This window comes from Vibrio maritimus, from assembly GCF_021441885.1.
GTDB lineage: Bacteria > Pseudomonadota > Gammaproteobacteria > Enterobacterales > Vibrionaceae > Vibrio > Vibrio maritimus_B.
The window spans coordinates 1,306,267-1,321,284 of sequence record NZ_CP090439.1 but is presented as its reverse complement, the minus strand read 5'-3'; the positions used below and the strand labels follow the sequence as shown (position 1 = coordinate 1,321,284).

General features: G+C 45.0%; 15 protein-coding genes. 4 read left to right on the top strand and 11 right to left on the bottom strand.

Annotated features, from left to right (window positions below):
- Positions 1-13: 13 nt before the first annotated feature.
- The 3 genes from LY387_RS22365 to LY387_RS22355 form a co-directional block, all read right to left on the bottom strand.
- Positions 14-2,326: a hypothetical protein gene (locus LY387_RS22365; protein WP_234496396.1), complete on the bottom strand. Its 2,313-nt coding sequence runs from the start codon at positions 2,324-2,326 to the stop codon at positions 14-16.
- Positions 2,327-2,531: 205 nt separating this feature from the next.
- Positions 2,532-3,446: a sigma-54 interaction domain-containing protein gene (locus tag LY387_RS22360; protein WP_234496395.1), complete on the bottom strand. Its 915-nt coding sequence runs from the start codon at positions 3,444-3,446 to the stop codon at positions 2,532-2,534.
- 122 nt (positions 3,447-3,568) lie between these two features.
- Entirely contained in the window at positions 3,569-4,285 is a 717-nt protein-coding gene (locus LY387_RS22355; protein WP_234496394.1) for a GntR family transcriptional regulator, read from the bottom strand.
- Between the two features lie 244 nt (positions 4,286-4,529).
- Between LY387_RS22355 and LY387_RS22350 the strand changes: the two genes are divergently transcribed.
- Positions 4,530-5,954, top strand: a complete 1,425-nt coding sequence (locus LY387_RS22350) for a glycoside hydrolase family 1 protein (protein ID WP_234496393.1) — start codon at positions 4,530-4,532, stop codon at positions 5,952-5,954.
- Positions 5,955-5,981: 27 nt separating this feature from the next.
- Here the strand turns inward: LY387_RS22350 and LY387_RS22345 are convergent, their stop codons facing one another.
- Entirely contained in the window at positions 5,982-6,365 is a 384-nt protein-coding gene (locus LY387_RS22345) for a hypothetical protein (protein ID WP_234496392.1), read from the bottom strand.
- Between the two features lie 149 nt (positions 6,366-6,514).
- On the opposite strand from LY387_RS22345, the gene LY387_RS22340 reads away from it, so the two are divergent.
- Together LY387_RS22340 and LY387_RS22335 are read left to right on the top strand one after the other, a co-directional pair.
- Positions 6,515-7,132 carry a PolC-type DNA polymerase III gene (locus LY387_RS22340; protein WP_234496391.1) on the top strand — a complete coding sequence of 206 codons (618 nt, stop codon included), beginning with the start codon at positions 6,515-6,517 and terminating at the stop codon, positions 7,130-7,132.
- A 30-nt stretch (positions 7,133-7,162) separates the two neighbouring features.
- A complete protein-coding gene (locus LY387_RS22335; RefSeq protein WP_234496390.1) occupies positions 7,163-8,050 on the top strand; it encodes a DMT family transporter in 888 nt (295 codons plus the stop codon).
- A 12-nt stretch (positions 8,051-8,062) separates the two neighbouring features.
- Here the strand turns inward: LY387_RS22335 and LY387_RS22330 are convergent, their stop codons facing one another.
- The 7 genes from LY387_RS22330 to LY387_RS22300 all read right to left on the bottom strand — a co-directional run bounded on the left by LY387_RS22330 (position 8,063) and on the right by LY387_RS22300 (position 14,327).
- Positions 8,063-8,845, bottom strand: coding sequence for a hypothetical protein (locus LY387_RS22330; protein ID WP_234496389.1), 783 nt, complete (start codon positions 8,843-8,845; stop codon positions 8,063-8,065).
- A complete protein-coding gene (locus tag LY387_RS22325) occupies positions 8,842-9,618 on the bottom strand; it encodes a hypothetical protein (RefSeq protein ID WP_234496388.1) in 777 nt (258 codons plus the stop codon). The genes LY387_RS22330 and LY387_RS22325 overlap by 4 nt, the downstream gene beginning before the upstream one ends.
- A gap of 216 nt (positions 9,619-9,834) precedes the next feature.
- Entirely contained in the window at positions 9,835-10,560 is a 726-nt protein-coding gene (locus LY387_RS22320) for a hypothetical protein (protein ID WP_234496387.1), read from the bottom strand.
- Positions 10,553-11,350: a CSS-motif domain-containing protein gene (locus LY387_RS22315; protein ID WP_234496386.1), complete on the bottom strand. Its 798-nt coding sequence runs from the start codon at positions 11,348-11,350 to the stop codon at positions 10,553-10,555. Before LY387_RS22315 ends, LY387_RS22320 begins: the two co-directional genes overlap by 8 nt.
- A gap of 111 nt (positions 11,351-11,461) precedes the next feature.
- A complete protein-coding gene (locus tag LY387_RS22310; RefSeq protein WP_234496385.1) occupies positions 11,462-11,986 on the bottom strand; it encodes a MerR family transcriptional regulator in 525 nt (174 codons plus the stop codon).
- Positions 11,980-12,891, bottom strand: coding sequence for a DMT family transporter (locus tag LY387_RS22305; RefSeq protein ID WP_234496384.1), 912 nt, complete (start codon positions 12,889-12,891; stop codon positions 11,980-11,982). The genes LY387_RS22310 and LY387_RS22305 overlap by 7 nt, the downstream gene beginning before the upstream one ends.
- Positions 12,892-13,004: 113 nt before the next feature.
- On the bottom strand, positions 13,005-14,327 hold the full coding sequence (locus LY387_RS22300; RefSeq protein ID WP_234496383.1) for a PTS sugar transporter subunit IIC: 1,323 nt from the start codon (positions 14,325-14,327) through the stop codon (positions 13,005-13,007).
- A 364-nt stretch (positions 14,328-14,691) separates the two neighbouring features.
- On the opposite strand from LY387_RS22300, the gene LY387_RS22295 reads away from it, so the two are divergent.
- Positions 14,692-14,997, top strand: coding sequence for a PTS sugar transporter subunit IIB (locus tag LY387_RS22295; protein WP_042470000.1), 306 nt, complete (start codon positions 14,692-14,694; stop codon positions 14,995-14,997).
- Positions 14,998-15,018: the final 21 nt, after the last annotated feature.

Genomic DNA, 15,018 nt, shown 5'->3' with positions numbered 1-15,018 from the left:
TGACACAAAGCTCCTAGAAAGGAGCGAGACAATCGGTATAGCTTTGAGGCGCTACTGGCAGTGCATCATTGTTATTGAAGCCATCGATTGTTGCTGCAAGCGAGATAATAGCGGAGACATCGTTTGACGACCATGTCGCTACCGCTAGTGCAATGATCTCATCTATGGTCATCCAAGTACCATTGAACTCAATTGATGCTGAGCCGGATAAACCATCAGTTCCTGGACGGTGACGTGTGTTGAAGATAAACGCTAACAATTGTTGAGCAAGCTGCTCTTTATGCATGTTTTCTTCAGCATTGCCGTTACTGTCAACTAGGAAGTGTGATACCTCAGACTGCCAAGTTCCCGCTTCCCATATCAGACTGTCGCCACTAAAGGCTGCCGCAACAGGTGCGCCACCTTGGAACAGTCCATTGAATGGCTCGTCACCTGCGCCAAAGTAGGCGGATGGTGAACTGTAGGGGGCAAGACTGTTTACGTATGCCTTATCTGTTTCATCCAGTTCAGATAACCCGTTTTTATTATGCCAGTACCCTTTAGTATCAAAGTTCACTAGGACGTCACAGGTGTTGTGGAACACAAATGTATCGCCGGTTTTGCCGTCGGTACGGTTCACCACTTCACCATCAATAACAGGTAAACTGTTTACGTAAGTAAGTACAGATCGAACATCAAACTCAACTTTATCGGTCGTCGTATTACCCCACCCTGGTGATTGACTCAAGCTCTCACTGACTTCGTAAGGCGCTAAGTCACCTCGAATATTAGGAACCAAGGCTCTAAAGACTGCACACCCGTTGTCTCCTGTATTTTTACTGATAACACGGTTGTACATGCCACTAATATCGTTACCAAAGATGGCGACAAGTTCAGTCCAAAGGTCTGGAGTCGCTACCGGGTTGATATCGTCTGGCAATGGCACACTCGATGGCACTGTTAGCTTCACTGGCCAGTTTGGAATGTATCCTTCACCATCGTCTTTCATGCCATTTTTGTTGCGGTCAAACACTTTACACACGGTGATATCAGCAATGCCGATGCTACCAAACGCGACGACAAGCACAGGATCCGGATCTTCGCCTTTTTTACCCTGAACAGGATCGGCAAAGTCTGTTGGCGTAAAGCCATCATCCGTTTGTTCTCCAGAATCTCGACTGATCACAGCAGCACCCTCACCTTGGTCACAGGCAAGCGGGGACATAAATCCTAATCGCAATGCCCCATCATTATGACGTGCGGCGTAGTTACGCAGTTCTGCAAAGGTCGTAAAGTGCGTGAAGTTCGCATTAAGAGGAGTGACGCCATTGACGCTCGCAAACCACATAAAATGATCCACAGACCAAGCAAGCATTTCCTGCTCTAATACGCTAAACGTAATTGGCAGCGCCTCTGAGCCCGTAGTGCGGAAAATACTTCGGCTCGCGAATGGGTCAGTCACACCAAAGTCCCAGTTTTCGATCAGCTCGTCGCCATTGGCGGGAGTGTTGTAATCTGGGTCATATTGGCAATTCAGGTTCTTATCGTGGAAAGATCGCAAGGCAATATCGTAGGTAACTGGTATATCTCGATCACCAAGGCGAACTTTAAAGTTGTCGGTTTTGGAGAATCGCGGCACAAACCCAAACACACCGCCACAGTTTTCACCGGTTGCGCCATTATCGACATCACCATTACAAGCATCATAGACACTCTCGTAGGTAGACACCCAAGCTTTGTAGACGCCACCCGCATTCGGAGTATTGGCAAACGGATAAAGCTGAATGGTATCGCCTTCAGCCAGTTCGCCACCATTCTCGGCGATATATTCACTGCCTAGAACATGGGAACAGGGTATCTCTTGCTCAACCCATTGCCCTTTTACTTTCTGTGTTACGGTGTAGGTAGGGTTGGTGAGCGTAATACCATCCTCACCATCGAAGTAGAACAGACGACATTCAAGAGGCTCTGCCGCAAAGGTCTCGGCGTTTTTCGGTCCACCTTTTCCTTTTACTGCTTCATAACAGGTACCACCATTAACACCAGCATCAGGCTCAATGCTGGACAGTAAACATTTACCCGAAGGGTTAGTCACCTGAAAATAATAGTAGCCCGCCGGAAGCGCAGCAGCACTACCCGGTGCATTGGGACCCGGACCGCCATCTAAAAAAACTTCCAGTTTGGATTCATAACGCACATTCTCATTGACGATCTCGCCTCCGGGAGTTGTCGTAAAAATGGCACCATCAAGTTTGGCAACCGCGTTTCCTGATAGTGCAAGCGAAGATGCCAACACAACCGAAAAACACAGCCGCTGAGTATGAGTACTAGTTCGCTGAGAGTTCATTCCTTACTCCTTACGAGTTCTGATTGAACTACTACAACAGCAAATCCTATACCATAGTTAACCAACTGATTTTATTAGATTTGAAATACAGGGCGGACAGCTTTAAATGTTAACATTTTGATAGTTGAGCAGTTTGCCTTTACAGTGCGCGTTACAGTCTGTAACGACGTATGCTGCTAGTGACATCGCGAATGGTGACCTCGTTCTAGCTATCCAGCTCTAACTTGTGCTTTTTGATTAAACGATACAGCGTAGGACGGGAGATATTAAGATACCTTGCCGATGCGGTCATATTGTATTTATGATCTCTAATGACCTTCTCTATGTGTTTTGATGCGAGTTGGTTATGATCAACAGCTCGAAAGTCACACACCATATCGATGCCTAACGCTTCAGGTTCGATGACACTGCCTGTGGCTAACACCACTGCTCTTTTGATGACATTCTTCAACTCACGAATATTGCCTGGCCAGGGATGATGTTTTAAGACGGTAATGCTGGCATCGGATAGGGTAAGCGCTTCTCTTCCAGATTTGAGTAACTCTTGTTCTAGAAACGAGTTTGCGAGGACCTCAATGTCAACTGTCCGCTCCCTTAAGGAGGGTATCGTCAGAGGAAGGACATTCAAACGATAGAACAAATCTTGTCTAAAATCCCCATTTGCCATTAGGGCATCGAGCGCTTCATTTGTTGCAGCAATAACACGACAATCAACGGTGTCATTACAGTCTGAGCCAAGACTGTGTACCTCTTTAGATTCCAAAAAGTGAAGTAAATGCCCTTGAACTTCCAGCGGCATATCGCCAATTTCATCAAGGAAGAGCGTACCCGTGTTTGCCCTCTTAATAAAACCGACATGATTTTTGACAGCGCCAGTGAAGGCCCCTTTTTCATGTCCAAACAACTCAGATTCGATCAATGAGCGAGGAATCGAACCACAGTTGATTTCGACGAAAGGTCCTTTAGAGCGCAGAGATAATTGATGAATTAGCTTAGCACAGCGACTTTTACCTACACCAGTCTCTCCCTGAATCAGTATTTCACTGTCACTGGCTGCATATTGAGAAATCCGTTTATTAGTAATATCAATGGCTTTGCTGACCCCACTTAAGCCAGTCAAAGAATCCTCCCGAATAAACTAAACGACTACTCCTTACAGTTTAGTTGTAGTCACCACGTTTAGAGAGACAGGAGTGTCTCAATAATGAGACACTTAAATCGAGTAAAACTAACTCTCTGTTGTTAAAGCTGAGTTTCGCTTTTCACATAGGTTGTAGAGAACTCGAACGACTCACACAAATGTTTAGCCACTGAATACTCAAACAGTTGACCATTATCCAGATAAGCATTCTGTGCGACACAAACAAGATGCTCACCAATTGGTATGTTTAGATACTCCCCCTCTGTAGAGGTTGCGTGCCCCACCGTTATCTTGAGATTCGCACTGTGAACGGTTTGGTTTAGGTTTTCGCTGAGGTAGCCATAAATCGATGATTTAACGTGTTCAATAGACAAGTTTGGAACAACTATTTTGGACAAGTAGATGTACTCAATAATCGTTGGAACACCGTCTAAGATCCTAACGCGCGTAATGTTGTAAACCTCGTCGCCAACCGAACATTTTAGTTTCGCTGCTATGTCTTCTGTCGCTTCAATCAGTTTGAAGGTAACAACTCGGGTATTAACGACTTGTCCGCGATCCTCTGCTCTTTTTTTAGTTCCGAGCAGATGGGATTGCGACACCGCATTTGAACGTTGTTTCACAAATGATCCCGAACCACGCTTACGTACTACCAGCCCCTCTTTGACAAGAAAATCTAGCGCTTTCTTGAGCGTTATCTCACTGCATTCAAACTCTTGAGCCAGAGCTTTGCCATCAGGGAGTTTATCGGAATCACTATAGTACCCCGACAAAATGCGCTGCTTCATTTCACTATAGATGCCCTGATACTTGACCATTTCGTTTACTCGCTTTCCATGACAATTGATGTCTACATTAAGTGCAACTGAGATTACTTTCTATTACAGCCAGACTCAAGCAATACGACATAAACCTATAGTTTATCCGTTCAATATTTCAACAAAACAGAAAATAATCCGATCTAGATCTTATTTTGAGCCAATAACAATTACAAAACCATATGGTTTTAATATTATCCACAGCAGAAAACAATTACATGAATAAGGGTTAATCGGGGTAGTTATGGCATTTCAAGAGAACTTCTTATGGGGCAGCGCATCAGCAGCCTACCAGATCGAAGGCGCAGCGAACCTAGACGGTAAAGGCGATTCGATTTGGGATGTGTACTCACGCGTTCCGGGCAATACGTTTAAGGATACAACGGGTGAAGTGGCGATCGACTTCTACCACAAATATGAAGAAGACATCGAACTAATGCGAGAAATGGGACTAAAGGCTTATCGATTCTCAGTCGCTTGGACTCGTATCATGCCAGATGGTCGCACGGTAAACCCAAAAGGCGTTGAGTTTTACCATAACGTCATTAATAAACTGATCGAATGCGGAATCACACCGATCCTAACAATCTACCACTGGGATCTGCCACAGGCGCTACAAGATGAATATCAAGGCTGGGAGAGTCGTAAAATCCTGTCTGACTTTACTCGCTATTGCGAAGTCTTATTCAGCGAGTATGGTGACAAGGTGCCGTACTGGGTTTGCATGAATGAGCAGAACATCTTTACAAGCCTAGGGTATGTTCAAAAGATTCACCCACCTAAAGTCTCTGATTATCAGCGCTTTATCAATGCCAACCATATCGCAAGTCTTGCAAACGCAAGTGCAGTGAAGCGATTCAAAGAGATGGGTATCAGAGGCCAAATTGGCGCAAGCTTTGCCTACAGCCCTACCTACTCAAAAACAGCCGCTCCAGAAGATGTGATTGCTGCTGAAAACGCACAAGAGATACAAGATCTTCTGTGGATGGATGTTTACGCAAAAGGCGCTTATCCAAAGATTGCTCTAAAGCTACTGGAGCGTCTTGGCATCCACATCGATTTCCAAGAGGGCGATAAAGAACTGCTTAAAGCGGGTATCTGCGACTTCATGGGTCTGAACTACTATCAATCTGCTACGTTTGTCGCACCAGAAAACCGTGAGCAAACAGCGCAAACTGGTAATGCGGCGCAGGTTTCTGTCGTTTCTGATGTGGCTCGTATTCCTACTGATGATTACTATGTTCGCGCCGACAACGAACACCTAAAAATGACCGATTGGAACTGGGCTATCGACCCAGAGGGGCTGCGCGTCGCACTTCGCCGCATCACGTCACGCTATAATCTGCCGATACTTATCAGTGAGAATGGCCTAGGAGCGTATGATACGCTGACTGAAGATGGTCGAATACACGATGACTATCGCATCGCATTCCTAAAAGCGCACGTTGAAGCTATCAACGATGCTATTGAAGACGGCTGTGAAGTGATCGGCTACTGTACTTGGTCTTATCAAGATCTGTTCAGCTGGCTGAATGGCTATGCTAAGCGCTATGGCTTCGTTTACGTCGATCGTGACGAAGAGAGTGAAAAAGAGCTTAAACGCTATAAGAAAGACAGTTTCTACTGGTATCAACGAGTCATCGAAAGCAACGGTGAACGACTCGATTAATCAGTGAGTCTCATGGCCTAGCTAATGCTAGGCCTTTTTGTGGAGCCAATAATCAATTGCGACGGCAAGCAAGAACATGACAGCAGGTACCCACATCTCCGTATGTATAGGTACGCCCCACAGCTGCAAAAGCGTTTGAGATTTCCTTTCTCCCGAGTCAGGAAAAACAAGCGGCGCTACGATCAGCAATAGATTTGAAGTAACGGCAAGCAGGGTGTTCAGTGAGACAACTGTGTATCGAACACCTCGATGCGCATAGCAATGGAAAATGAGCAGCGGTACCCAAACGTAAAAATAACTCAGCAACGCTAACGTTGCCCACCCCATGTGTGAAAACTTGAGAAACAAGCAAACGACGACGGAAGCCATTGCCATTTCTATACCCATTGTGCCTTTAGTCTTTACATTCACCGGGGTTCACCTTGTTTTTAGTGAGTGCGTATTGAGTTTAGTTCCAATTGTTAGTTCGGACTAAGTAACCAAAAACAACACTACTGAGGTTTCCTTCATCGCTCGTTCAAGCTAGACTTTGCCTCCCATATTTTTCCTGAGATTTCACCATGAACGCACCTGCTACTTCCGCCATTGTACTCGACTTCGAGACCACTGGTTTATCACCTAACCAAGGAGATCGCGCAATTGAAATTGGTGCCGTGAAGCTAGAAAATGGGGAAGTTGTTGACCGTTTCCAATCGTTGATGAACCCAGGCTTTCGAGTCAGCAGCTTTATTGAAGGCTACACCGGTATCACTAATAATATGCTTAGCCACGCTCCGAGCTGTGACGAAGTTATGAGTGAGTTTGTCGATTTTATTGGTGATGCGAACCTAGTGGCTCACAATGCTTCCTTCGATAAGCGGTTTCTCGATGCTGAACTGGATTTGATTGGCAAAGGCTATCGCGGTGAGTTTGCTTGTTCACTGTTAGTCTCACGCCGTCTCAATCAAGAGGCAAGCTCTCACAAACTGGGTGATCTCGTCGCTTATCATAATATTGCCAATGATGGTGTATTTCACCGCGCGTTAGCGGATGCTGAGGTGACCGCGTCACTATGGTTACTTTTGGTCGACTCTCTCACAAATAAGCACGCTATTGGGCAGCCAAGCTTTGAACTGATGCAAAAACTCGCCAAACAGCCAAAAGCATCTGTTGAGAAATTCTTAGCTAAGCAAAGATAGAACCGACTTCAACCTTTCAAAGAGACATCTATGACCTCAACTTTCGACTCCATCATCCCTGTCGGCGTTCGTTACATGGTGCTATCGGCGCTTGGTTTTGCGCTGATGTCTGCGTGCGTAAAGTACGTGAGTACCTACGGCATTCCTGTATTCGAAATCGTAGCAGCCCGTGCCTTAGTTTCACTCGTGCTGAGCTATCTAGATGTAAAACGAAAAGGGATCTCTGTTTGGGGACACAATAAACCCTTACTGCTATTGCGTGGTATCGTTGGTTCGCTAGCGTTGATCTGTGTGTATTACGCAGTGACGACGCTACCTTTGGCCGAAGCGACTATACTGCAGTACATCCACCCTATCTTCACTGCTTTACTGGCGTTTTGGTTTCTAAAAGAAAGCGTTCAGAAATCCACCATCATCTGTATCGTGTTGAGCATTTTTGGCTTGATGTTTATGGTAGGCCCGACATTGGGTAACAACGCTTCAGAGCCACTGCCTCTATTTAGTGTTGGTGTCGCGCTTCTTGGCGCATTTGGTAGCTCTATCGCTTACGTTATCGTCAGAAAACTCAGTCAAACTGAAGACAGCTCTGTGATCATTTTCTACTTCCCGCTCGTCGCACTGCCTGTGTCAATCCTTTTGATCGGGGACGACTTCATAATGCCAGACTGGTATCTCACCATGATGTTAGTGGCAGTAGGTGTCTTCACGCAAATTGGTCAACTAGGTTTAACCAAAGCGATGCAAACACAGGCGGCAGGTAAGGCTTCGGCATACTCTTACGTTCAGATTGTATTTTCTATATTGCTGGGTCTGGCGCTATTCAATGAAGTTCCAACCGTTTGGACCTACATCGGTGGTTCACTCATCGTAGTTGGGGCTCTCGTTAATACCTTTGGTAAACGAGCAGCATCAAAATAGAGCGCTTTATGATCAGCCGGTATAATCTACCGACTGATGCCTCGATACGGGCTTTATCGCACTTCTCACGATGATCAGCAGCCACCAAACAACCGCAAACATTAAACCTCCACGAAGTGTATAGGTGAGAGTTCTCCAGGCCAATGCTTCTCGCTCTGCTGATAATTTAAGTTCATAAGGATAACGCTCAGACACAGCTTGGTGTTCTAGTATCCGCTCTGACCAATAGTCGCTGCTGACATCACCATGCTCACTAGAGTACCGAGGACTTGCCTCTCCCTGCAAAAATACGTGGTAGTCGTAGTGCTGAGAAGGCCTTTCAAGCCAATGTCCAACCACTCTTCTAGGGTTTACATAAGCGAAATATTTTGTGTCTTGCTCGCGCATTGCAATGACAAATGAGGGCTCGGGGAAATAGTTAGTGAGTAACGACCAACCGATGAACACACCTTGTGCATTTGTGTTTCCATCCCAATGAGCAAGAGTAGATTGAGTTTCACCGAAGATACTGCAGGCATACCATCCAGTATCGCGCTCTTTAATATACCCAAGCGCTCTCACTTCCTCTTCAGTGTAGGACACTTGATTGTAGTAACGTTTATGCTCTGCGTCACAACCATCGTGACGAGGTAGCGCATCGAGTAGCTTAATCGTATTTTCTATTCGACTATCAATATTAACCAAACTTGTTTGCAACTCTTCATGCATCTCTTGAATTAGAGAAGCTCTTGCTAATACGTAACTAAACGCTGCTAGCAAACCCACCAACAACGCTATACGAACTGTTTTTCTCATTGTGCTTCACTCTCTCCATGTGCGCGCTGTCGTCGTATACCAAGTCCCATAACTAAGATAACAACCACACCAAAAGCACAAAGAAGACGAATCGCAAAAGTAACCATCCCTTGAATATATAGTGATGTATCTTTATAGACTGAGATAGAAATCGGGAAACGCTCTGACGTCTTGGTGGTTTTATATTGATTCTGAGCTAGACTACCTTGTTCTAGTAAAGGCTGCTCACTGCTAGAAAAATGGAGAACTCGATATGTTTGATTGGGAACATGTTGAACCCACCATCCTAAGATTGCACTCGGATTAATCGTAGCAACGGCCACATCATGTCCTTGATAAACTGCAAACGCGAAAGAAGTATTGCCATCACTTCTTACGAAGCGCACTTTAGCAAACCCAATATTATGCTTTCGCTCTTCGTTCCAAAAACTTGCATCGAGCACTTGTTTTGTCGGCCCCAGATTGCTGCATATCTCGTACACCCCATCTGTCTGGCTACCTACAAACAATCCCCTAATGGGTACACTGCGAAACACCGTATGACCTAGCTCAGTTTGCATCGAGCTGTCACAGGCTTCAAGCGGCAACACTTGATCGGATATAAATTCGAGTTCACTTTGAATTTGACTAAGTTGCTGTTCAATGCCTTCCAGCACTTGCTCAGCTTCTTGGCTTGCTTGCTCACGAAACGTAAAAAACTGATATACACACCCTACTAAGAGTGTGTAAATAAAAATATAAAATAAGTTCGCAGTGGTCTGTTTTAATCGCATTTATTAGGAATTTTCTGACTTTCCTTACTTTTATACACCAGCATAAACACACGAACTTTATCTCAACGCAAGTTTCTAAGAATAATTAAATATAATCCTGACACTTACATTTATTTCATAAATATATGTGATATTTTGTTAATTTTAGTAAATACATAAAACATCAGGCTAGACATTATAAATTCAGTTCTGTGAGGACTTGCATAGTGGATATCTTTAAGTAGGCTTTAATATCGAACGCCGCAACAAACCAAAGCTACTCCAAATAAAAAATATCGCTATTAACAAACGTAGCCAATAAACTCCTGCTCTTTTGAGCATATCCACAATGGAAGCCGCAGATTGTATTGAATAAGGATACTTCTTCGAGTGCGCAGACTTCAAAAGCATACTTTGCAGCTCTACGGGCGCACGCGTGTACGCAGGTACATTCTCGCCATCCAGTCTCAAGCTATAATTTGCGTATGGCAAACTCGGTTCGATCCAATAGCCCAAAACTCGGCGAGGATTGACGTAAGCGAAGGCTTTTAAATTGCCGCTCTCTTTACCAACCACGAATGAGGTTTCTGGAAAATGCACTGTTAGCAGGGAGCGACCAACAAACACGTCCTCAACTTTTGCTCCACTCCAATAGTTGAGTTTTGATAACGTTTTCCCAAACATGCTGCAGACATGCCACTGTTCTCCTGCATCAAACACATACCCAACCGCGCGAATTCGTTCATTCTCATGAGCGATATCGGCGTACTCTCTCTTCACTTCATCTGGGCAGCTTGGATCGCTAGGCAGATCATCAATGATTTTGAGAATGTCTTCGATTTGCTGGTCTATTTTAGCGGTAGACTGACTGGCGCTAACACTAAGCTCATTATTAATCACCACATAAGCAAATGCTAAGCTTACAGTTCCTGATAGCAGGGCAACGATAAACAGTCTAATCACGATTCACCTCTAACTCAGCATCTCGCTCTTCTTTGCCGGTAATACGCTGATAGACAGCAAAAATGATTAAGGCCAATAGAGCTATCAATCCTCCAACAACGAGCCTCTGAAAGAAGGTCACCATTCGTTGTTGCAGAACGAAAGTTGGTTGAGTTGCCTTGATCATGATGGGATATCGTTCAGACCGAGCTGTACTTTCAAACCCTTCATCATCTGATACCCGCTCACCAGCGATAATAAGACGCTCTCCATCACTAAAAAATAATTCTAACTGAGTGTCTGGAATCATGGGTTCTACCCACCATCCGAGTATGATTCGAGGGTTTATCGTGCCAATTGCAATTTTTCCGTTACCAATAACGGCAAGCGCATAAGACAAGTCGCGGCGGTATTGTTTAATTTTCAGCTTGGCAAAGACGATATCGCGCTCAACACGTGCATTCCAAAAGGTATCGTCAACCTCCCCAGTTTGAGGCCCAAAATTACTGCAGTACACGTTTTTTACATTCCCCGCTGAGGAACGTTCTCCGACCGCGAGCCCGCGTAAGCCGACACTTTTAAACACATGGTGGGCGAGAGTCCGTTGTACCTCTTCACTACACTCAGTAGTGACATAAATCGATCGAAGTTCGTCTTCGATAGTGGCGAGCTGGCTTTCAACTTGGTTTAACACACGCTCAGCACTATCGCTGAGCTCCTGACGGAACGTCAGCACTTGATACACGCAGCCCACAAGCAGAGTGTAGAGAAATATTAAGATAAGATTTTGCCAAGTACGTTTTGAAAACACGAGCCGAAATTGCTTTGGTTTATGAATAACTTAACAATGATACTTCGCACCTATTGATGATTTCATTAATCTGACGCAACGTTTTCGTTGCTTGGTCCCAACCAGTGAGAATCACTCTTGTCGTGACTGCGCGCGAATGGATTCAATCTCGTCAACGTCAATAGATAGCGACTCTAAAAACTCCTGATGGGCTTCTGGACGCATTCGTTCAAATTGACAGTGCCACTGCTGCATGTCTTTTTCGTCAAATCCAGCACTGCGCATGATCTCAACCCATTGCTCTTTATTCATGGCACCAGAGGTGGGTGTTATCGGCTCACCGAGCGCGGCAAGAATCGCTTTTTGTTGCAGTCTCAGAGATTGAACTTCACTCTCTAGAGCTTCAAATTGATTTCTCAAGATCTGTTGAGATTTCTGGTGATTTTGCTTACTCAGGAGCTCAGTAATTTCCTGAATAGGCAAGCCAAACGACCGATACGAAATGATCTGTTTTAATCGGTCAATCTCCTTCGTACCATACCAGCGGTAACCATTGTCAGAGCGACTAGCCGGCATCAAAAGCCCTTCTCTCTCGTAATAGAGAATCGTTGTACGTGATACCTGACACTCTCTCGCTAACTGCGTAACCGTCAACATACTTTACTCCTGCGTTCAATCGCTAGGTTTGGAATAACAACACTTAATATCAACACGAATATTCCTGTAATCGCTAATGTATTCGGAAGTTCTCCAAAGAGATAAAAGCCGAATATCGAAGCGTAAATAATCTTAACGTACTCAACATTTGAAATAACGTTCGCTTCACCATATTGATAAGCCGTCACGCCAAACCATTGTGCAACTGATGATACAAGTCCAACACCCAGCAGCAACACAAACTGCTCTAAGTTTGGAGAAACCCAACTTTGGATACTGAGTGGTAAAGCCAAAAGACCAACAAAAAACGCCTGGTAGACAAGTAGCGCGACCTTAGATTCTTGCTGAGCTATTTTTCTCACACATAACGCTGCAATAGCCGCTCCGAAAGCAGCAACTAATCCGAGCAAACTATAGAATAATGTTCCACCCTCAAAGCTTGGCTGAACCACCAGCATAACGCCAACAAAGCCGATAATAAGAGTCGCTATTCTCTGCCACGAAACACGCTCGCCCAATACAACACGCGACAACACAGCGACAAATAGAACTTGAGTGAATCCCAGAGCCGTTGCATTTGCTAATGGGATAGCGGCCACAACAATAAAGCCAAGAACTAGTGCGGTAAAAGCTCCTGCTATACGCATAACGTGAAGCTGAAGATGTTTGGGACGAAGAAGTCTCGACCAATTGAACCAAATACTCGGTAGCAACACTGCAAGAAACACTGACTGTCGGAATAGTAAGATCTGGAACGTACTCATTGAAGAATCGCTAAGCACTCTCACCATTACCCCAACCGCAGTAAACAATGCTGTTGATACCAGAGCAAAAAGAATGCCTTTAATAGTTGGGGAGAGCCTTAGCAGCGAAAACGCACTCACGTTATATGGTTTGAACGGCATTTTTCATTGTCTTCCACATTAATAAATGAGCGAGGAAGATAAACCCTACACATATAGACGGGTCAACAGGGTGTTTTAAATAAATAACGTCAGATATTCATCGGCCGAGGAGTTTAGCGAGCAACCTGCGCTTGCTGCATTCGTTTCGCGCGCAACTCTTCTTGCTCGACCAAAATTTTCTCATGAGTTCTGAAAAATGGCAGATAGATAAAGTAGGCATTCACCATTGCGAACACAACCATTAGCGCATTCATGTAACTACCATTTGCAGCCCATGCCGCACCTATTGGGGCTGGCACCGACCAAGGGATCATTAATACCACGCGGTCTAAGACCTCCGCGGAGGTTAAGAACCACGCAATAGTGGCGTTAAACATAGGAACAAAAATAAACGGCACTAGGAAAAGCGGATTCATAATGATTGGGAAACCGAACAGTATTGGCTCATTTATATTGAATATCGCGGGAATAGCGCCAACTTTACCCACCGACTTTAGTTGCTTCGAGCGGCTTTTTATCGCTAAGTATACGAGAGGAAGCGTTGAACCTACCCCACCGATAAGGACAAAGAAGTCCCAAAAAGCAGGTAGGTAGATATGGGGCAGAACCTGTCCACCCGCTTCTAGCGCAGTTTGATTCTCTAGCAAGTTAGACATCCAAAATGGATTCATAATTCCGGTAATGATCAGCGCACCGTGAATCCCCATAAACCATAGAAGCTGGCAAATGAGTATCGAAATCAAGACCGCAGCAAGACTATCGGAGGCTAACACCAAGGGGCGAAATAGCTCTTCGATCAGCTGTGGGAAATGCACACCAAATTGCGCATCAAGAAATACATTGAACGTCGATATGCTTATCATGACGGCAAAGATCGGTACGATAAGCTTGAAACTTTGAATCGTTAGGATAGGCACGTCTTCGGGCATCTTGATGTACCAGCCCAAACGGATAAACAACCTAACGACCTCGATAGAGTAAAGACTTGCAATAAGCGCCGTGAACAGCCCCGCCCCACCAAGATAGCGAACATCTTCTTGCCCATCGATATAGAAGCCCGCCAACATGAGAAATGCCATACAGCCTGTCAGTCCGGACAGTCGTTCTGGCAATTGATAGCTCTTAGCGAGACTTGCCGAAACGCCAAAGGAAACGATAAGCCCGACAACACCTAGAGTCAGCTGATAAGTCGGCAACAATATAGGTCTAAGCGCCAGAGATAAGTCCATCCAAGCCATTGACATCCAAGACTCGGAATCCGCAAACGGAGGAAAGATAATCGGAACAAACATACAGCCGACGAAGATGAAGGGCATCGCCAGCTGGAAACCATCACGCATAGCCATAAGGTGCTGACTTCGCATCAGCAGTTTTGCTACAGGATTCATGAACTGCTCTACCTGATTGGCACACAGTCTCATAATGGATTGGTTCATTCACTCTACCGGCTTTATCGATCCGCGACAGGATACCCGAAAGCAAAGACTCGCGGAAACCGACTATCCAAATATGCTGACTCCACCACGTTTTTCACCCTACTGCTCGTAAAATTCCGAATTCAGATCACGATTCATCAGCCAGCGAGCCATTTCAGACGCTGAACTGAAACAATCTACTTCGATTGAACAGGTTGGTTTCCCAAATCCAGAACATTCGTTAACTGTGTCACGAATTTTTCGCCATAACTTTGGTTTCCAGTGATCGTTTTCACACTTAACTGGAAATCATTTGGAAACCGGTTTCCAAATGATTTCCTAACGTGCATATTGAATAGGCATTCAAGATTCTGGAGAAGAAAAAATGAAAAAAATTATGCTTTGCTGCTCTGCTGGTATGTCTACCTCTCTACTGGTTAAGAAAATGGAAGCGTCTGCGCAAGAACGCGGTATCGAGGCTGAAATCAAAGCATTTGGCGCAAGTGAGTTTGACGTTCAAGTAGGTAACTACGAAGTCGTACTTCTTGGTCCTCAAGTGAAATACATGCAAGCAGATTTCCAAAAGAAAGCAGATGCTCACGGCATCAAAGTTGAGCCAATCAACATGATGGATTACGGCATGCAAAAAGGCGATAAGGTGCTTGATTTTGCACTAGAACTTATCGGCTAACTTCTTTTTGCTCGGTGTCCC